A 20,039-nucleotide genomic window follows, 5' to 3' on the forward strand; every position below is an offset into this window, starting at 1 on the left:
AGCTCCGACGAGACGAGCGCTACCAGCAAACCCCGCCGCCCGAAGGGGTCAAAATTGGACGCCGATGAGGGGTCAAATTTGCAAGCCGATTGACAACCTGACCCAACTCCTCATGCCGGCAACGACACCCCGGCCGCCTTCGTCGGAACAGGTGGCCGCCTTCGATCGGAATGCATCGTCGCGTTCAATCGGAATCTCTGGCCGCAATCCCCGGAATCCGCAGCAGCCGAAGGACCGCGGGATTCGGGTGAATATCATCACGCCCGGACCAACCGATACGCCGCTGATCGATGCCCAGGTCAGTTCGCCGGAAGAAGCAGCCGCCGTGCGAGCCACATGCGGCGAACATTCGCTTGGGGCGCATGGCTCGTCCCGACGAGATTGCCGCTGCGATGCTTTTTTTCTCGTCAGACGACAGCAGCTTCGTAGCGGGATCCGAATTGCTAGTCGACGGCGGAATGTGCTCCGTCTGAGGTCATATGTGGTTTGTTGCAGCGAAGGGCCGTTACCTGACGCGGGTGAGGCTATCGGCCGTCGTTCGCGTTGACAGGAGCCTTGCCGCGCTAGGCCAACCCGACTGCGTTGCCCGCAATGGCGTCGAAGATTACGTCGAGCTCGGCTGCAAGCGTCTGGAGGCCGAGCGAGCACCCCCGCGCTGTTCGTCCGTCCTGCCGCAACTGCCCGCCGGAGTTAATCGTCTGGCGCACGATACGTGCGGGACCGAGTGATACCTGCTGGCTCGGACGATGCCCAGCCGCCCCCACATAGGCGAGCCCGATGTGCTCGCCTATTAACCTATTGGAGCGTGATCGTCTTGCAGTCCTGAGTATTCGGCCACGACGTTCGAGAAGCATCGGACTTTGTGAGTGTCACTGTTGGGTCCGTTGGTGTGCCCTTGTATTTGAGGAAGTATGCTGTCTGATTGGCCTCGGTAGAGCCGTCCGCATTCGTTGTCGAAACGACAAGAGCTCCCTGGGCCACAGGGCTGAATGGCATGCTCGTTCCCTTTGCAACGCTCGTCGGAACGGCGGCAAATGGCCCAAAGATCTCAGAATAGATCGAGAGACCTGGGTCGATGAATTCTTGGATTGACTGTTGGACGTAAAGTTTGCTCGGATCAAATGCGAACGATGCGCTTCCGCCAGTGTTGTCGAGCTTTTCCAGGCCGAACATGACGAAAGCAGCATTGGGACCGGCGCTCACAATTCCGCCGCCGCTTTTGGCGAAGCCATTACACGCTCCAGTCTGATGGTAGGTAATGTTGACCGGAGAGGAGGGTAACGCACTCGTGGAACCTGTCGCCAGTTCGTTCAGCAGAGCGCATTTCGGCGTGCCCAAACCTGTCGCTAGATCATAGCCTGTCACGGCGGAGAAGCTGCCGGCGCTCTGCGTCCAAGTGTTTTGCACTATTGGCGGCAATCCTGGGATGGGGTTTGGCACACTGCCCACGCAGACGCCGGAGGATACCCGAGTCGAGCCAGGGCAGGATCCATTGTTGTTGCCTGTCGAGATGTCGTTGAAGCTCAGGCCGTACGCAGCTGTGTTCTTAGAGATGGAATAGAGGAAGGCGTTCGCATTGCCGACGCGCCCCGCGCCAGTCGGGGTCGAGGCGGATATTTGATTAGCAATGGCAATGAGGCCTGCCCATATAGGGGCGGCAGCACTGGTACCTAGGGCACGTCGATTCGCTTGAGTCCCGGTCGTTGGATTGGTGAAAACAATCCCGAGATTGGCCGCGACTGCTGCCACGTCAGGCAAATTGCGCTTCGTAGTTGATCCCCCGTTCTGGGTCATATTAATCCCTGTCTGGTAGGCGGGAATGTTCGTATTCGCGGCGATGCCGCCACCGCTCGCACCTTGCCCATTAGTATTCCAGGTCGTTTCGGACCCGTATGATGTTGGCAGACCTGCCGGGGTGTTCAGGGTGAGAGCGGTTCCCCCGACGACTGTCACAGCATCCAGCGATCGGATGTCACTAGGATCTGTAGACCAGGATACGGCCCCTTGATCTCCAGAGGATTGGAGAAACGTTTGGCCTTGCAGAGCAAGTTCATACAAGGCCTGTTGCGTGTTCGCGTCCGTTCGAAAATTCCACGAACTGCTAATTTGATTGATCAGCGGCAACGTGGTCGCCATCGAGGCGAGTATGTCGTTATGAAATGCAACATTGCCCGTATTGGGTGCCTCGAACACTTGAACTGACGCGAGACCCGGAGCGACCGCAATCGCCATCTGAATATCGAGCGTCACCTCGGTGCTGCCGATGACCGTAGCTGGCGCTCCAGTCGCTCCGTCAAGCAAAGTCGTCACGACATTCGGCACCGCCGAAGTCGGAAGGCCTGCGCCATTGCAAGTGGCGCCTCCGAACCGGCATTCGTAGGCAGGGATATCGGCTGCCGTAAATCCATCAAGCTCGAACAACCCGACGCTCTGTCCCGTGCCCGTAGAACTTGTGCAGGCAGCGTAGGCCGCGCGCAAATCGCTCGAGTTGAAACTGCCGCCGGGTCCTGTGCCCTGTCCGGGAGTGGCGATGACACGATTGTCGAGCCCGCTGATCCATAGGAGCTTTGAGGCTAGATCGAGCGATGGATCACGATCGGTCGCATAGAATGACGTGCCATCAGGCCTGCGACGAAGGTTCAGACCGATATAGAGCGCCTCTTCGACCTGCGCCGCTGTACCACTCACGCTAACGAGCAAGCGGTTAGGGTATGTTTTCGTAACAGTGAGGCCATGAGCATTCGCCCAATTCACCACCGCCTGATAGTCGGGCTGAGTAGCACCATAGGTGGTCGCGAATTGGCTGGGCGTCAGGTGCTTGCGAAATGAGGCGTTTGCGGGATCGGAGACGTCGTGCGCCCCTTGGCGCAAGGCCGTAGTGTCGCGCGACGGCAGGCCAACCGCGAGAGAGATTATTTGCGTTCGTGGCACCGGTCCTACCAGCTCGGCGTCGCGAATTGCCGGAATGAAGTAACCCGTCAACTGCTGCGTACCGTGTTGAGGATCACTATAACGGAAGCCGTCCTCGAACGTCACCTGGACATGTTCGCCCGCAGCTACGTCGAAGGCGGCAAATGCGCCTCTAGCCTTCACGCGATCAGCGAAGTTCAAGGAGCCGTGGGGAGCAACAATCAGTGCCCGCACGGAGCTCGCGTCGCCGAAGGAAGCGGCGGGCGTTCCTCCTTCGTCTTCACCCGCGACGTTGATTTCCATATGCCGGGCGGAGAGGTCAAAATCGGATCGGATCTCGGCGCGGCGTCCCACCCTCAGCGAGCCGCGGATATCAAGGCGAACGGCGCCCACGATTGCTAGGAGGCGTGCGCCTTCCCCCATTCGGACCGCGCTGACACGATAGTGGCCCGGGTTGAGTACAAGCACTCCGTCTACGCTGAGCACCCCGTATTCGCCTGGCGCTAGAGCTAAGGCCTCGTTCTGCTTGACCTCGATGTCAGGCTTCGAGCCACCCCCATTCGCGAGAGGCAACGGTGGCATCCCCGCCGCCGGGAATGCCGCCGGAGGGGCAAGGACTATTCCGTTTTCTTGAAAGTGCACGGCGGCAACGAGACCGAAGGTCACACCCTCACCAAGCGTCACCGAATGTGCGGAAAGTATTCGATGCGGATCAATCCAGGCCTTTCTTCCGATCCTGAGCTGAGCTTCCGCGGTTTCGGCATGTGATCTCACACCAAGGTCGCCGCCTTCAACACGGCTACATTCCCCGAGCTTGAGGCTTCGATCAGCATAGAGCGCGAAGTCTTCGAGTTTCAGCTTTCCGTCGGACGGCAGCGCCCCGGCCTTGCTGTCGCCACCCGGCTGTTCATCGCGACAGTCCTTCTTGCCAGGTTTGCAGCCGTACCCCTTATCGCATTCACGGCAGGTTTGAGGCGCACATTCAATTTCGCAGCGGTTAGGCCGGCAATGACTTCCACACTCGCACCCCACGCGTACGGTTTCGCACTTGTCCGCTTGTGGGTCGTGGCCCGCGCAACCTTGCTCGCGTTGTGGCGGGATTTCTTGTGGCTTTGGGACATCGATTGGATACGTAGTCGGTCCTGGCTTCGGCGTGGTCGGCCGGTCGTTTTGCTCCACGGCAGCAAGCGCAAGATCGGGTAGCTGCACAACCCCAAAAAGTCCGACAAACATACCGACAACGAGCAACGCGGCCACATGCAACATGGGTAGATCCTCCCAAGTCGAGCTCATTCAGTGCGTGCGCTGTCGCTAGGGAGGATACAGGCAGAGCAGCGGAAATGCAATCGAAGCTTGAGGTTGGGCGGGTTCAACTTGCAGCAGCTCCTTCTTGTCATAAGTCAAAGCGCCGTGGCTCTTCGTCGAAAACGCTGGGCCACCTTCGGGGTTTGATGCGTACAACCCTTTGTTCTTTTCGTTTCTACGTGGCAAATGGGTTGAAGCAAGTGGAGGCAACTCTGCAGGCCAGGGACCCTGGCTTGGCGTTAACGCAGCTCCGGCAGGAGCTAACGTCCGCGACAGACAGGGCGCGCTCGCTTGAAGGGACACTTGCGGAAACGTCGACCGGCTGGAAAGGGACCTTGAGAAGCAGAGCTCAAATCCAAAACCGATGCCTTGACGGGTCTTGCAAACCGCCGCGCTCTAGAAACCTTGCTTCCTGCAGGGCAAAATACGAGTTATGGAAGTAGGAGAGCCCCTCAGCGTTTTTCTGATCGATGTAGACCACTTCAAGAAATTCAACGACAAATATGGTCATCAATTCGGAGACCAAGTGCTTCGGCTTGTCGCGCAATGCGTTCAGGAAAGCGGGCGTCATGTGCGTGCTCTTCAGCGCTCCCATTTCCATCTGCGTGGAGGTGGCCGAGAGAGTTCGAAGGCGCATTGCAGACGCAAAGCTGACAAAGCTGGACAGTGGAGAGCACGTGGGGCAAACCACCGTTTCGATAGCCCGCCCTCTAACGGCTGCCGCTGGGCACACGAACATCGAAGACTCCTTCGGCGGCTTTCTCGGCCGTGGACTCATTAACGCGAAGCCATGGTCTGGTTGAGGCGAGCTGAGCGAACGCAAGGTAACTCGCTGCCAGCTCGTCGCAGCGAGTTGGCACCCGACGGCATTGCTTGATTCTGTTGAAGAGCCGCTCGACCTGGTTGCGGGCGCGATAGAGGTACGTGCTGAAGCAGATCGAATCGCTGCGGTTGCTCTTCGGCGGAATGTTCGCCCAGGCATCCTACTTCATTGCAAGCTCTCTGATGCAGTCGGCGTCATAACCACGGTCGCGAGCAACATTGACCCAGATTTCAGACGAGACAGCAGTTTTCCGGCAAGTCGCACGTCATGGGCTTCACCGGGGCTCAGAGCCAGCCGTACCGGCAGACCATTGCTATCGACCAACGCATGGATTTTGCTCGTCAAGCCGCGCGGGACCTTCCCATCGATTGGCGCTGGTTTTTCGTGACGCAGAATCCATGCTGATGGACTCGGACAATCGAGGTGTCGATCATCTGGACAGCGGCATCGTGGGCAGCCGCAAGCGCGTCTATGATGCGGCTCCAGACACCAGCCCGCCGCCAGAAGCGGTCACAGCAAGTCGTATACGGGCCGAACGCATCCGGCAGATCGCGCAAGGCGCGTCCGATCTCAGGACCCAGAAAATACCGTTGATGACACGACGGTCGTTTACCCTAGGGACGCCGCGCGGCTTGTTGGCCAGCATTGGCTTGATGGCAGTCCATTCATGGTCCGCAAGTTCGTAGCGCACGATTCCGCCCTGACGACGCGGGGCTTGAATCATGTTCGCGCCCTGGCTCAAGTGGTCGCTACGCACCCGAAAGCGGATCTACTTTGCTCAGAGTGAGTTTTGTCCGTCATGACCAAAGGCAGACATTGCGCGATTTTTGGCATATCTTCTATGGTCATGTCACAAGGTCGAGGGCGCGGCCATGCCGGAGCAACGGAGGGACGTATGGGCCGGTGGCGATGCCTATGAGCCCTATGTCGCGCGATGGAGCCGCTTGGTAGCGGGGGATTTTCTCGATTGGCTAGATGTCGGGGCCGGAAAACGCTGGCTCGACGTTGGGTGTGGCACCGGCGCTTTGAGCGCCACTATTCTGGAGCGCACCAACCCACAGGCCGTGCTGGGTGTCGATCCCTCGGATGGCTTTATCGCCTACGCTCAACGCGCTATCACCGACTGCAGAGCGACGTTTCGAGTTGGCGACGCCCAACAACTTCCGGTGAGTGATGCCACATTCGACGTCGCTGTCGCTGGTCTTGTCATAAACTTTGTGCCTAACATGGCAAAGGCCGTTTCCGAGACGCGGCGGGCGCTGTGCCCAGGAAGAATCGCCGCGGCCTATGTCTGGGACTATGCAGGCGAGATGCAGATGATGCGACGTCTCTGGGACGCGGCCGTTGCGCTAAATCCGGCAGCGCTTGAGAAAGACGAAGGCCGTCGCTTTCCGGTCTGCAGTCCCGAACCCCTTGCGACGCTGTTCAAGCAGGCCGGGCTTACCAAGATCGATGTGCAGGCAATCGATGCACCAACGGTGTTCCGGGATTTCGACGATTATTGGAAGCCATTCCTCGGAGGTCAGGCACCGGCGCCCGGTTACTGCATGTCACTATCAGATGATCGCCGCGCTGCGCTGCGCGAACACATTCGCTTGGCGTTGCCGTTCCAGAAGGATGGCAGCATCCATCTAATTGCGCGGGCATGGGCGGTGCGCGGCTCTGTCGCTAGTTAGACCGCTTGTGGCCCTTAGCCGAACCACGCCGTCTCTGCTTTGATGTCGGCCATCGTGGACATGATTTCCCTCAATAGACATCGCCAAGGCCCGGTCATAAGCTCAGCCGATAGTTCGGTTCGGATGAGTTGCAGCCGTCCGGCGATGTTATCTCCAGCCGACGGAAGGCGCGACGATGGCTGAACTCATCAATGTAGGCGCGATGCAATTGCGGTTTTCGCGCACCAAGTATGACACCAGCGGGGCACTTGATATGTTTGAGGTGATGATCCCGCCAAACTCTCGTATGCCGGTCCCGCACCATCACCGTGACTGGGAAGAAACAATCTACGGTCTCGAGGGCGTCATCACTTGGACGGTCTCTGGCGAACGGATCGAGATCAAACCAGGCGACGATCTCTTCATCCCGCGAGGTGTTGTCCACGGATTCGTCAACGAGACACAGGCGATCGCGAAAATGCTTTGCGTTCTAACACCGGGGGTTCTCGGGCCCGAATTCTTCCGCGATTGGCGGCAGCGATCGGCGTCCCTTGGGCCTCCTGATCCTGTTCGGATGGGCGAGATCATGAAACGTCACGGCTTGATACCTGCGTCACTTTAAGGGGGTGTATTCGCCCTCTGCTTGCGGCCGCTTTATTTCTGAATGTCGGCCTGTTGGCCCAAGCAGACGCGCGCCGATTCCGTCAATCAGCCGCCGCCAAACTTGGATGGATCATCGTAGCGGGAGGATTGTCGTGATCGGTCCGCAGACCTCCCGGAACGGAATCGTCGCGATAGACGCGCCCGCCGCCCGGAGTGATATAGCCCGGGGTGACAGCCTGGCCAGGACGCGTGATGGCTGGTCGCGAGTTGTGATGCCACGTTGGGGCTGCGCTCGCAGAAGCACACGACGCGATCACAAGGAGTAATTCCAAAACAAACGCCATTGCATTTTCTCCAAGCAGCAAGCCCCGTTGTGTGTGGTGCCCGCGCCGCACCTTGCTTTCACGTTCGAACGACGCTTTTGGCCCAAGCCGGCTGCAAGAAAGGGCAAAGCATGTCCGCTCTGCCCAGTTAGTTCAGACGTCGACTTGCTCTGCTATTGCAAGCGCATCGTCGACTTCAATTCAAAGGTAGCGGACGGTGCTCTCGATTTTTGTGCGCCTCAAAGCCACTGCACGGCTCGCAGGTTGCCCGTGCGCCGACAGATAAGCGTCGCTTTTGTTCGACTGAGCGAATGCGTTCCGAACAGGTGACGATCCAATCTACATCGGACAGCCAGTCCGATAATAGACGCGCATGTTCCTGAGTGGTCAGGCCGCACTCGGGGCCTCTACGGCGGGTGAACAGACGATCGCCAGGCTTCTTGCCGGGTTGCCCTCAGGTAGTCATCGATCGCTGGGGTAGACTCTATAAGCTCGAACTTGACCGGCCGTCGAGTTTTCTTCTGGCGGACGCTTGCGCGATCGGCCGCATACCCGCTTGGAGCCACGTCATCGACTTTCAAGCCCACCACGTCGCAGCCACGAAGCTTACTCTCGACCGCGATGTTGAACAACGCCAGATCACGGATTCGTCCCTCAACCGGAGCTTGGTCCGGATAGACCAAACATGCTTCGGCCGAAGTGGCGGATTAGCGCCAACGATTTTACTCTTGTTCCACGGGACGCGCTTTTGGACGTCCTCTGCGGCGTTTGAGATACCGGTCATAATGACCTCCTCAGTTGATGAGGCCGGTCACTTCGAACGTGTCACCTTCTGAACCTAAGTCGGCCTTCGGGCGATTGGAGGCGTACTTAGGTCCAATTCGATGGATTAGAGTCGCAATCGCGAGCGGACACTCAGTCCTCTGGCAGCCCTGACCTGAAGCAGACATTTCTCGTTAGGCGTTGAACCAAGGACGCAGCCTAAGATGGTGGCAGACTGTGAAGCATTTTACATTCCGTCTTCTTGGCCTAGGCTAAGATTGGCTCACAGCTTCTTGCTTTGAAGGAGGCATCCGATGCTCGCGGCAATCAAATGGAACTCACGATATAGCACTCGCGAATGGATGATGACGGCTGGAGCTCTCGTCGTCCAACTCAACGCACTGAATGCGTTACGGCACAGGGCTGAAAGCACACCAAAGCAGCCACTCTGGAAACACTTCGACGACACCCATCATTGGGACTCGAGCGCGGAGGATTGGGTTCCCAACGATCATTGACGGCGCAATGTTTCCCGCAGCCAGATTCCGGAAATTTCAAAGCCCTCTCGTTGACGGGTCGCTCGAGCGCTGCGGTTGCGTGCACGTAGCTGGATCGGGATGTGAGTTCGTGTCGGCCGCTTGATATAGGTCGATCGATAGCCCTTGCGCCGTTTGCCGACTGCTTCGGTAGACCAGCTGGATGGCGGGTTCCTGGCCATCGCGAAGTTGGAGGAGTGCTGCACATGTCCGGAGCCGGGGGTAGACCGGAAATCCTGAACTCAGGTGCAGACTGGCGCGTTTGACACCCAACAGACATCGCGCTTGGCAGCGTCCCTGGCGGAGGCATCAGACATGAAGCGGCGCGAGTTCATAATAACGGCACTCGGCGGCGCGGTGTGGCCGCTGGCGGCTCAGGCGCAGCAATCTAAAAAGACTTACCGAATTGGATATCTGACGGCTAATTTGAGCAGCTATCCTTGGGTAAAGGGCTTCGTTCGAGAATTAAGTAATCGCGGCTATTCGGAGGGCGATAATCTCACAATCCAATGGCGGGAGGCAAAAGGACATCCGGAAGTTTTGCCCGAGATGGCTGCCGATCTCGTCCGACAGAATGTGGACCTGATCGTGGCTGTGGGAAATTACCCCGGACTTTTGGTACAGAAGATTACTGCGACGATTCCTATTGTCGTGCTCTCGAGCCGCGGCGGCGTTGAAACCAAATTATACTCGTCTCTCTCACATCCTGGCGGGAACGTTACGGGTATCGACAATCTCTCGCCTGATCGCGATGTCAAACGTCTCGAGTTTTTGAAAGACATTGTTCCAAAACTTTCGCGGTTGGCAGTTCTTTACAATCCGCTTCCCTCCTACGCCAGCAATCATCTCAACAGTATTTCTTCGGCATTTGAAAAATTGGGGATTGAAGCGCAGCCGTTTGAGGTTCGTTCACCGCCGGAATTTGAGGTCGCGTTTGCTTCAATCCTGCGCAAAAGGCAAGATACGATGATTGATGCGATGACTACCGTCACCGATCCGATGTTCGTCTTTGATCGCAAGAGGATTGTCGACTTCGGAATAGAAAACAAAATTCCGAACGCCCATGAATATCGAGAATGGGTGCAGAGCGGCGGACTGCTTGCCTTTGGTCCGACAGTTGATGGAATATGGCGTCGGGGCGCATATTTCGTCGAGAAGATCCTCAACGGGGCAAAGCCAAGTGATTTGCCCGTCGAAGGGCCGAGCGAATTCCATCTTGCGATCAACCTCAAAGCTGCCAAAGATATGGGCCTATCTGTTCCTCAGCATTTGGTCGCGAGGGCTGACGAGTTGATTAAAGCGGACGCGCGCTAAGCACTCAGCGATGTCCCCAAATGACCGCCCATCGCAGACCTCGAAAACCAGTCGAATTTTCCGCCGATTTCCGGGGGCAAAAAAAGTGAGGGGTCTCGAGGAATGGGCCCGGGCCAAGCGCGATGGAGAGCCGCTTTCCTTGCTGATATGAATCGTTTGGCGAGCGAGTTCGAGGCGGCGGTCGGCGAGATAGTCGAAACCGTGTCCTCGGCAATCGACGGCAAGCATCATTCAGTTCTGTCAAGACCCGGCGCCACTGGGCCGCAAGATCGCCGATCTCAGGTGCTCGACATTGCTATCGCCGGCCATGACTGAGAACCGGTTGATCCAGTTATGGCCGTTGCGGGTGAACGCCTTACGGTCGTCGGCGCACCATCAAAGTCACGCCGAGCTCCTGTTCGAGGTCTCCACGGATGGGGAAGAGCACGGCTGGGCGAAGGAACCCGCCCGATTGGAATGCGCGGGAGCGCGGTTGATATCTGGGCAGTGCGAAGTGCTTACTAGGCGCTCATGGGGCGGGGCCGCCGCTTGCGACGGCGGCGACCCCTTGCCGCAAACGCACCGTTTACGCGATACATCGGCACCTCCGCGACTAAAGGTAGCTTCAACCTACGGATAGCATTCTGCAACCTGGTCTACTCGTTAGCCTTACCGGGCGGCGCGCAGTGGCCGTCTCCTGTGATGCTCTCTACATCGCTCATGGTTCGGGCGAACGCTTCGCTTAACTGCTCCGCGTGAGCAGGGCTCCCCGGCTCAACGAGATAGGCAATCTTGATCAGCAGTCGGTTCAGGAGGTACGTGACCCGGAGATTATCAGAGTGACGGCTTCGCAGAGAGACGATCTGTCGACGCATCTCGACGAGATCGAGTGGTTCATGGTGCGGCTGCTTTGCCAATCTAGAGCTCGCATCGTTGGCGGAAAGTCAAATCTTCATGTAGATGAAGCGGAGTCAGCGGGTCTTTGAGTGCTGAGCCGCGACACTCTGCGCGCGGCGCTCTTTCGCATCGGCGCCAAGGCGTACGATCGTTGTGACGATCGCCGCCAGCAAGGCGATCCAAAAACAGACGCCGAACATGACCAAAAGCACTCTGCGCATGAGGCGGCCTCGCGTCGATAAAACGAGAGCCGCCGCGTCGAATATGATGGCGCGACGGCTCCGCCTGGGTGTTCCCGGACGGGGCAATGTCCGGTGTACAAAAGCTATCCCGCCTACGCGTCGCCGCAACCAAAGCTTCAAGTTAAGCTTGATATCCGCGCTGGAAGTTAATTCGGGAACGAGAAGGGACACCGGAATGTTTTAACCGGTGAATGCCGAGGACCGTCTAGGCCCGCGTCCAAATTCCTGCCTGAACACCAGCTGCGAAGTTCGATGCGCTGCTACATCTTCACGGTCGACGACGACGGCCGGACACTGAACGCGCAAGAGATCGACTGCAACAACGCCGATGAGGCTCTACAGCTAGGCTCCGCCGCCGTGGCGGACGACCATGTCGAGGTTTGGTGTGGCTCACGCCGTCTCGCTCGCTTCGAACCTGAGCGGAGGCAGGAGCGGCCGCTTTGGCGGCTGGCCCAGCGTTTGACCCTAGCTGAGCGCCGTCTCCGGGAAGGCGAGCAACATATCAGGCAGCAGGAGAGGGTCATCGCCCAGCGCAAGCGTCAGGGACGCGATCTAACTCTTGCGTTCTCCATTCTCATCCTGATTGAGAACCAAAAGGCTTATCTACAGGAGAGGAATTTGTTCGTGGCCGAATGGGCAAAGCGATCTGGCTAGGGAGGCTCGAGCAGTCACAGCTCGCGATGGGGCGCCAAATGCTTCCGTTTTTGACCGGCACCGCTGTGACGCGTTTTGGCGTTCGAGACGTTCGTCGTTCTCACCAGTTCGCGGGCTATCGGGGGCGGCTAAGTTCTGTCAGGCCGGCTTCGGTCATACGATATTCGACACCTTCGCCCGTTGAGCGTTGCTCCGTCCATCCGTTTCGCAAAAGAGCGAACGTTGTTCCTGGTTGATCGGGAAGCTTCGAAACAAACACCCAATCGCGTCACGAAGGGGATCGAGCATTGCGGGTGATACTGATCAAACATCGCCCTGCGCTTTTCCTGCTGACCGATGTCTTGACTTGCCGTTTCAAGCGGGCGTTCGGCTTCCATGGCCGTTGTTGCCACCGCATCATCCGGGTGGTTCGTTCCCGCGCTTAGGCGAAGCTATGCTCGCTTAGCGGCGTGGATGGTGCGCGATAATCGATTGCCGGAGCCCAGCCGCTTGCCGGCACCTACGCGGCTCGAACGGCCAAGCCGAATTCCTGACCAGCCGCGGCAGGCAGCGCCGCCGCGCCTTTGAGCGTTGCAGGCTCGCGAATGACGAACAATCGTTCGGTGACGCGCTCATGGTTGCCCGCCGAAGAAGCGGAGTTACTCTCGCTGTTCGAAGCAGGGGCGACAGCTGATTTGGCTGCCCAGCGGCTGGGCCGAACTCGGCAAGCGGTTTACGCACGCTTGCAGCGGTTTCGAAGGCAGCAGGGTCGAGCGAGTAGAAGGAGTGGGCAGATCTTCGCTCAATTGTTGAAGTAAAGCAGCTCATTCTGCCGATCCGACTGCGCAGCCTCTGGCCAGCATTCCGGTGCATCGCGCGATAGAGCCAGAGCGAAATGTAAGTCGTTGACGCAGCGTGTCCGTCAATACGTCCGCATCTTGGCTTTTAACGCCTCTGCGCCCTTGGAGGTGATCTGGTACTTCCGTAGACCCTTGCCGGCCTTCGTCTCGACCCAACCTTTGCGTATCAGCTTCAGAATGGTCACCGGACTAGCCTGATAGTTTGGATCGCCGCGGATCGCGTCCATGGCGGCTCGTTCACAATTACTGGGAACGTTGGTGGGCGGTGGTGGCATTCTAGAAAAGGGTGAGATGTTCGCCGAGACTTCTACAGTGGCCCTGCCGGCCTAAAGCCTAGTAAACTTTGGACGTCCTGACCGGTCGGGAGTGACGGAGTTTGATTGCTCTTCGCAGTCGCCCGCTCCCTTCTGTAGCGAACGCGCGTGCGCGGTCAGCAGGCGTATATAGTCCCACTATGATGCAGCTCTAGCCAGCCTTCTAGATTGCGGATTTGAGGCCCGCGACGAACTCGCTGCGTTTGCGCCTAAGGTGAACAGAATTGGCGCATTGATCATCTAGATGCAAATGCGGTCCTGAACCGACTCGATGCTGGCGGCGAGCTGGCGGTCCATCGCTAAGACCCGGTGATGACGACGAAGCACTGCTAGTGATCATGATTGTCATTCTTTTCGCCGAGGACGTCAGCGAAATGCTTCTTCACCCACTTGTTGCAAGATGTCGAACCGTCGCTCGTCGGGCATGTCTGTTTCCGCGCTTCTGCCTGTTGCGGGTGAATTGAGCGGTGCTCCTTCGGCGCGTGCGCATCGCTGCGTTCAGTGAAAGTACCGGAACTGCAGAATGTAGACGGCCGCTCCGACGAAATATCCGAGGAGCGCGAGTACGCTGATGTTTCGCATGTACCAGATGAACTGAATCTTCTCGATCCCCATCGCGGCAACTCCCGCAGCGGAGCCGATGATCAGTATCGATCCGCCCGTGCCGGCGCAGTAGGCGATGAATTCCCAAAGAAAACTGTCCGGTGGATACTGGCTCATTCCATACATCCCCATTGACGCTGCGACCAAAGGAACGTTGTCGACGATGGCGCTGAGCAGCCCCAACGCAAGTACGATTGCGTCGGTGCGGCCGATGCTTTGATCCAGCCAGGCGGCAAGGGCAGCGAGGACATGGGTATGCTCCAGCGTGGCAACGGCCAGCAGAATGCCCAGGAAGAAGACGATTGAGCTGAGGTCAATCTGCGTGAGGGCGTGCGCCACGGTCAGCCGCCTTCTCTCCTGCGGTTGCTTCCGGCGATGAATGACCTCTCCGACAAGCCACAATGTGCCTAGACCGAAGAGGATGCCCATGAAGGGCGGCAGATGGGTGACTGTTTTGAACGCTGGCACCAACACCAGGATGGCCACACCGAGAGTGAACATGACGTTTCGTTCGAAGGCGGGCGTGAAGGAATCATCGCTGCCATCGACCTTGGGAGCCGCGAAAGTTCTGCCGCGCAGCTGATAATTCACGATGAGCAGTGGGATCAGCATGTTCGTCAGGGACGCGAGGAATAGCGTCTTGACTATGGCGAGAGCGGTGATCTGGCCGCCGATCCACAGCATGGTCGTGGTGACGTCGCCAATGGGGGACCACGCGCCGCCTGCGTTCGCGGCGATCACGATCATCGCGACGAACAACAGCCGATCACTTTGCTTGTCCAGCAGCTTTCTGATCAGCGAAACCATGACGATCGTGGTGGTGAGATTCTCCAACACTGCGCTCAGAAAGAACGTGACGACGCAGATGAGCCACAGCAGGGTCGTCAACTTCTTTGTGTTGATCTGCGAGGTGATGATCTCGAATCCGTCGTGAGCGTCGATGACCTCGACAATGGTCATCGCGCCCATCAGGAAAAAAATATGATTCCTGCCGTCGAACCGATCGTCTCACGGAGCTGATCGACGATAACGTCGTGGTCAGTCGCCCCCACTGCATAGATCGTCCAGAGCAGGCCGGCGCCAAAAAGGGCGGAAGCGGACTTCTCTATCTGGATCGGATGCTCAAGCGCTATAGCGGCATAAACCACGACGAAAACGACGACGAGTGCAACCAGCAAAACGAGCCTCCGATCCGAATCTCCCCGCGATCATGCCCGAACCGGACTGCGCTAAGAAGCCTCATGTGCTGAAAGGCCGCGCTCTGGTACTCTCCGTTGAAGGAGAGAGAATGACACCCCCAAAGGAAGAAAAGGGGCCGACATTGTGGGGCTCCCGCGCAAACGGGCCTGTGGGGTGGATCGTCAGCGTCGTCTCGATACTCATGCTGGTCGCGGCGCTGTACTTGTACGCGGTCAGCTAGGCCCACCAAGCCATGCCACGCAAGGCGCTATTTGCCGAATAATCCTGAGATGACGGCCGCAGCGCCGAGCGCCACAAACGTTAGGATCAAGGGCGGATATAGAACGAGCGCCGCTCCAAATCGCAGAAACCGTGGGGGCTCGCCCGCTCTATTCGGACGACCTATGACGATCAGGATCGCACCGATCGCGAGCATCGCAGCTCCAGTCCAAACGTTCATGTCCGCTTCCTCGGTGTGCCGCGAGCAGACAGCTTCGTTTCTCGAAACGCAAGCGAGCCGTTCGTCGTACGGCTAAGCAGGAAGCCGGCGACGGGGGCGGGCGGTGAAAAACAGCCATCAGCCGGGCCGCTGCGGAAATCCGCAATGGTCACCACCGGACAGCGTTGCCAAGTGCGAAATCGCTTCACCGAAGGAGGTTTCGAAGTCGTTTGATGATCTCGGCCAAATCTTTCGCGTACTCCTCGACAATCCGGCGCGCTTCCTCCGAGCGCGGCGCTGGCCTGCTTTCAACCTTGTCGTCGCTATCGGAAGGTGGTCCATCTTGCGTCTTCATGAGCGGACTTTCAGGGGCCGGCCGAGGGAGCCCTTGATACAGATCAATTTCCTCGCAGTTCGGAAGGGGCGGTCCTCGATACATGAACTTATGACCCCGAAGGCGGCGCGGTAACCGCGATGGAGTTCGCCCGGGTTGCGGACTGGCTAAGCGGCAACTCCTGATCCGATGGCAACGGCTTGGCAGGCGCTAACGCGCATCTGTCCGAGCTCTGGCAGCAGCGGCTGAGTCGCCTAGGCCTAGGACGTGAATTCATAAAGGTCAGCTTGCCGAGGCAAAGCGGCAGCTTCACCTTTCGGTGTGATCGGCGGCTTGTGACCCGATGTATGGACCGGCTGCTTTTCGCAACAGAGATTGTGCGTGGGTTTCGACCAATCGTTTGATCGTATCGACCCAGACGTGCTTGGGACGGACTGACGGCTTCGCTCCGCTACCGAAAACGGATGGGAGGAGACAGACATCCCGCTGCGGCAGTAACTAGCGATTGATGGTTACTGCCGCAGCAAAAGAATGCAAATCAGTTGCCTCCAAACGACTACACGATGACCGAAAGCTTTGCCGCCTCAAGAGCAGGATCAAGATCGTCGTCTCCGTCGAGGACGGTGGCGCCGTCGTAAGTGACACTGTCCTGCTCAACTTCAACCACCTTTCTACCAAAGCTCAGGTAGCTGAGCTTCCATGGACGCTCGTGGTGGTCCCGCCGGAGGTGATACAGAACGCTCGTGGCGATCCGCTGCCCGAGAAGGACGGACGCGCTATAGTCTGTGTGCCAGTGAACGCCCGCCATATTGCGTCCGATCGCGATATTCGACGCGACCTTATCCAGTTCGCCTCCGATCGTTAGCTGGTCAGCATCGGGAACTCCGACGGTTGTCAGCTGTGTTCCGTTTGGTGTTGGGATAACGGGCGTGATCCCGACATCTTTGAGCTTTTGCGTTCCTGCGAAGTACGCCTTGAGCACAGTGACGCACGCGCCGGCAACTGTGGCATGGCCCGCGCCATATGAGCCGTGCGCTGGCGAACCATCCGCAAAGCACATGGGCAGCAGGTAGGTGTCGGCGCCGTGAGCGGCATTCGCTTGTCTGATCTTCGCCACCGCGCCCCCCGAGGCATTAGACGCCTGCAACACCGCAACCCCGTTTGAAAGTGCCAATTTTGCCTCGGCTGCCTTCAGGCCGGTGGGGTGCAGCGCACGATGGACCAAACCGCCGTAGGCTTCCGGCCGCAGGCGCAGGTTTCCGATAAATTTCTGGTACCACACCGCCTTCAACGCACATGTTGCCACTTCGCAGACTAGGGAGAGAATAAACGGCGAGCCAAAGGTACCGAAGCCTTCTTCATGCGGGAAGACTGGCGCATCCCGGTTGTAGGGATTTCCCGCATCCAGCTTAACGCCAGGGCTACTGAGCAAGATCAGGGCAGCGTTCAGGTAGGCTTCGTAAAGTGCGTCAAGATGGACATATCGCGCGATGTCGCCCGCGTTCTGAATGTACCGCGGAGTGACTGGGAGTTCGATCGACGACGGAAAGGCTTTTCCTCTCTGTACGTCGAGCCAATCGGCCCATGAGATCATGTGGGGGACGCCTCCTGACTGATAGTCCGTGTTTACAACCCGTCCTTCAGTTTGCTTGATCCGCAGAGATCCGTACGGCACGTCGAGCCAGAGAAATTGTGAGACGAGCGGCCCAAGGTGCTCGTGGTTCGTCTGTGCCGCCGGCGTCCAATCGCCGCCGCGAAAAAGCGTAGCCGGCGTGATGGGCCGGGAAGCATAGCTAGGGTGGATACTCGAATCAGGGTGGGGATAGAGCTTTAGGCCGCTCAGTTCGCTGGCTGCGGCCTGTGCCAAAGCACTGCCCGGATAATCCAAAAAATTGACGTCGCGTAGCAATGCCATCCAATAGAGCTCGATCATCTCTGCGGCTGTGGTCTCGTGCTTTCCGTCCTGCTCGGGTGCTTTCGGTATGCGGAAGTGCCAGCCGGTCGCGGTGAGCCGATCGGCGGCCAGACCTGCTTGTGGATTCACGAGTGGACGGAGGCCAGCCGATTCGATGTTCTGAAAGTCCTGCGGGCGATGCTTGTCGAGAGCTTGCAAGAAGGATTTGAAAGAACTCGGCACCACGCGCCCGTCATCGTCATGCTTGAGTGACTTGTGAAAGTGCAACTCCGATTCTTGAACGAGATCATTGGGGGGGGTGTGAACCAACTTATTTACAGCAGTACCGGCTGGAGCAGGTGATGGTGGATGGGGCTTGGGATAAGAAATTGCCATTGCACGCCTCCGAACAGCTTTCCCGCCACAATTTGCGAGGCTGGGCATCATTGCCCAGCGGAGTCGTATCGCGGCTGGAACGCAACCTATGTGCGATGCTTCACAAAAAAGGTGATTCCGATCGGGTCACAATGTCGCGCCTTTGGGGATCGCCACGGCGGCCCAACGTCTACGGAAGTCCACCCGCCGGAGAAGGCGAGGCCGACGGCCGGGCGAGTCCTGAAATCTGCGCATTGACTTGGTTGCGAGGGAGGCAGGATCGGGGTGACCTGTTGGTTGGTTGAAACCGTCCGGTTGAAATATTCGCCTTCGGCTCGATTTTCGTCCGAGGTCAGTCCGGCGGCGAGGGAGAGGTCATTCGGGATGCCGCGTTTACCTGCTTTCCGCAATTCCGGATCTTCTCCGTGCGCGACGGGCAGTTCATCGAGTTCGACCGCGAGACCCAGGACTGGGGTTTGGTCTCGTACGATACGATCCTGAACGCGACAGCCCGCCCCTCCCAGCAATTGGCGAAAGGCTCTGCGCTTCCGACGCCGGCTATCGAGCCGCTAGAGCCCAGCCGGGATTATCGGCACGTCCGGATCGTGCGGGCCGGGGACGTGGCCTGACGGCACGACTCCGGATGCGCTGAGGACGTGTTTATCTGGTCATTAAAGAAAATGTGCGTGCCCAGCGCCTCCAGTATCGGTCCGTCTGCTTTACAATACGGGGGATCGCACCGGAGCCGAAGACCTGCTGCAGCGGATGATCGATGATCCCGCCAGCGACGGGGAGCACGTTTTCGCAACTGACTTTTACGCTCGCAAGTTCGGAGGGAGGCGCACAGGCGTTTACACCGCACTGCTGCGGTCCGGGCGAACGATCACCGTCGACGATACCCATCGCGGCAATCCAGAAGCAGGCGTCGCCGGCGTTCTGCGGCGCGAGGGCACCAAGGTTTTCTTCACCGAGAATGTGCTGTGGCACACCCTGTTCGGCCTTCTCTTCTGGGACGAGCTCTTCGAGAGCACCCGAAGGCCCAGCGGGTTCGACTGGCTACCCCATTGCCTGAAGGACCGCAGCTTCCGGCGGCTCTTCGCCGTGACGATCGACGAGAAGCTGGCCGCCGTGGCGTCCGGAGCTTCTCTTCCGTTGATCCTCCGCACCGTCGCAGCAAAATGGGGCCGCCCGAATGGGATCTTCAGCTGGGATCACCTGCAAGTGGAGGCGCTCCGTGCGCTCCTCGAAGGATGCGATCCAACGGCCATAGCCAGCGTCATCCGCAGCATGTGCGACGATTTTCGCGCCATGCGGGACGGTTTCCCCGATCTGATGCTGGTGCAGGACGGCAAATCCTCCTTCATGGAGGTCAAAGCCGAGGGGGACGTGATCCGCCGCAACCAGCTGACCCGCCTCCGCCACCTAGGCGCCGCTGGCATCATCGCCGAGATCGGCCGCGTGGATTATCGTTTCGACCCCGAGCAGGACTACGTGGTGGTCGATATCGAGACGACCGGCTCCTGGTCGAATGGCGATCGCATCACCGAGATCGGCGCGGTGAAGGTTCGCAATCACTGCGTCGTCGACGAGTGGCAATCTCTCATCAATCCTCAGCGTTTCATTCCCGCAAAGATCGTTCAGCTGACTGGCATCACGAACGAAATGGTTCGGGACGCACCTGTGTTCGCGGAGGTAGCGGACCGGTTCATGGACTTCATGGGGACGGAATTTTCGTGGCCCATAATGTCAGCTTCGACTACGGTTTCATGGTCTACGAATTCAATAGGATCGCGCGGCGCTTCAGATTTCCGAAGCTCTGTACGTGCGCCGGAATGCGGCGGCGCTATCCGGGACACAAGTCCTACGGACTTGGGAAGCTTTGCGAGATATATGGCATCTCGCTCGACAATCATCATCGAGCCTTATGCGATGCGCGGGCCTCGGCGCAGTTGTTGAACCTCATCAACATGAAGCGGAACGAAGAGGGGGGCCGCGAAGCAGCGTAGCCATTCATCATCCAGCAGGTGCCTGGAAGGGCCGAGCTACGCGGCCGCATCTG

11 protein-coding genes and 4 pseudogenes are annotated in these 20,039 nt (G+C 58.5%); 9 read left to right on the forward strand and 6 right to left on the reverse strand.

What is annotated here, in order from left to right:
* Window positions 1-392 precede the first annotated feature (392 nt).
* Window positions 393-473: a hypothetical protein gene (locus tag ABIB66_RS00010; protein WP_354214047.1), complete on the forward strand. Its 81-nt coding sequence runs from the start codon at window positions 393-395 to the stop codon at window positions 471-473.
* Between the two features lie 322 nt (window positions 474-795).
* Here the strand turns inward: ABIB66_RS00010 and ABIB66_RS00015 are convergent, their stop codons facing one another.
* Window positions 796-4,203: a S53 family peptidase gene (locus tag ABIB66_RS00015; protein ID WP_354210910.1), complete on the reverse strand. Its 3,408-nt coding sequence runs from the start codon at window positions 4,201-4,203 to the stop codon at window positions 796-798.
* A gap of 445 nt (window positions 4,204-4,648) precedes the next feature.
* Here ABIB66_RS00015 and ABIB66_RS00020 point away from each other — a divergent pair, with 445 nt between their 5' ends.
* On the forward strand, window positions 4,649-4,996 hold the full coding sequence (locus tag ABIB66_RS00020; RefSeq protein ID WP_354253964.1) for a diguanylate cyclase: 348 nt from the start codon (window positions 4,649-4,651) through the stop codon (window positions 4,994-4,996).
* On the opposite strand, the pseudogene ABIB66_RS00025 reads toward ABIB66_RS00020, so the two are convergent.
* A pseudogene (locus ABIB66_RS00025) lies at window positions 4,926-5,762 on the reverse strand (IS5 family transposase). The gene ABIB66_RS00020 and the pseudogene ABIB66_RS00025 sit on opposite strands and share 71 nt — an antisense overlap.
* 148 nt (window positions 5,763-5,910) lie before the next feature.
* Here ABIB66_RS00025 and ABIB66_RS00030 point away from each other — a divergent pair.
* On the forward strand, window positions 5,911-6,714 hold the full coding sequence (locus ABIB66_RS00030; RefSeq protein ID WP_354210909.1) for a class I SAM-dependent methyltransferase: 804 nt from the start codon (window positions 5,911-5,913) through the stop codon (window positions 6,712-6,714).
* A 175-nt stretch (window positions 6,715-6,889) separates the two neighbouring features.
* A complete protein-coding gene (locus ABIB66_RS00035) occupies window positions 6,890-7,315 on the forward strand; it encodes a cupin domain-containing protein (RefSeq protein WP_354210908.1) in 426 nt (141 codons plus the stop codon).
* A 505-nt stretch (window positions 7,316-7,820) separates the two neighbouring features.
* Here ABIB66_RS00035 and ABIB66_RS00040 read toward each other — a convergent pair.
* Window positions 7,821-8,403 (reverse strand): annotated as a pseudogene (locus ABIB66_RS00040) (tyrosine-type recombinase/integrase).
* Between the two features lie 829 nt (window positions 8,404-9,232).
* Between ABIB66_RS00040 and ABIB66_RS00045 the strand changes: the two are divergent.
* Complete coding sequence (locus ABIB66_RS00045; protein ID WP_354253966.1) at window positions 9,233-10,231, forward strand: ABC transporter substrate-binding protein; 999 nt, start codon at window positions 9,233-9,235, stop codon at window positions 10,229-10,231.
* A gap of 1,370 nt (window positions 10,232-11,601) precedes the next feature.
* A complete protein-coding gene (locus tag ABIB66_RS00050) occupies window positions 11,602-12,003 on the forward strand; it encodes a hypothetical protein (RefSeq protein WP_354210906.1) in 402 nt (133 codons plus the stop codon).
* A 901-nt stretch (window positions 12,004-12,904) separates the two neighbouring features.
* On the opposite strand, the gene ABIB66_RS00055 is transcribed toward ABIB66_RS00050, so the two are convergent.
* Complete coding sequence (locus ABIB66_RS00055) at window positions 12,905-13,069, reverse strand: hypothetical protein (protein ID WP_354210905.1); 165 nt, start codon at window positions 13,067-13,069, stop codon at window positions 12,905-12,907.
* 585 nt (window positions 13,070-13,654) lie between these two features.
* Window positions 13,655-14,937 (reverse strand): annotated as a pseudogene (gene nhaD, locus ABIB66_RS00060) (sodium:proton antiporter NhaD).
* 110 nt (window positions 14,938-15,047) lie between these two features.
* Here nhaD and ABIB66_RS00065 point away from each other — a divergent pair.
* Entirely contained in the window at window positions 15,048-15,179 is a 132-nt protein-coding gene (locus tag ABIB66_RS00065) for a hypothetical protein (protein ID WP_354210903.1), read from the forward strand.
* Window positions 15,180-16,267: 1,088 nt separating this feature from the next.
* Here ABIB66_RS00065 and ABIB66_RS00070 read toward each other — a convergent pair.
* Window positions 16,268-18,001, reverse strand: a complete 1,734-nt coding sequence (locus ABIB66_RS00070) for a vanadium-dependent haloperoxidase (protein WP_354253968.1) — start codon at window positions 17,999-18,001, stop codon at window positions 16,268-16,270.
* Window positions 18,002-18,405: 404 nt separating this feature from the next.
* Between ABIB66_RS00070 and ABIB66_RS00075 the strand changes: the two genes are divergently transcribed.
* Both ABIB66_RS00075 and ABIB66_RS00080 read left to right on the forward strand, forming a co-directional pair.
* Entirely contained in the window at window positions 18,406-18,609 is a 204-nt protein-coding gene (locus tag ABIB66_RS00075; RefSeq protein ID WP_354210901.1) for a hypothetical protein, read from the forward strand.
* A gap of 136 nt (window positions 18,610-18,745) precedes the next feature.
* A pseudogene (locus ABIB66_RS00080) lies at window positions 18,746-19,986 on the forward strand (3'-5' exonuclease).
* Window positions 19,987-20,039 lie beyond the last annotated feature (53 nt).

Source organism: Bradyrhizobium sp. F1.13.3, from assembly GCF_040548265.1.
In the GTDB taxonomy this organism is placed as follows: Bacteria; Pseudomonadota; Alphaproteobacteria; order Rhizobiales; family Xanthobacteraceae; genus Bradyrhizobium.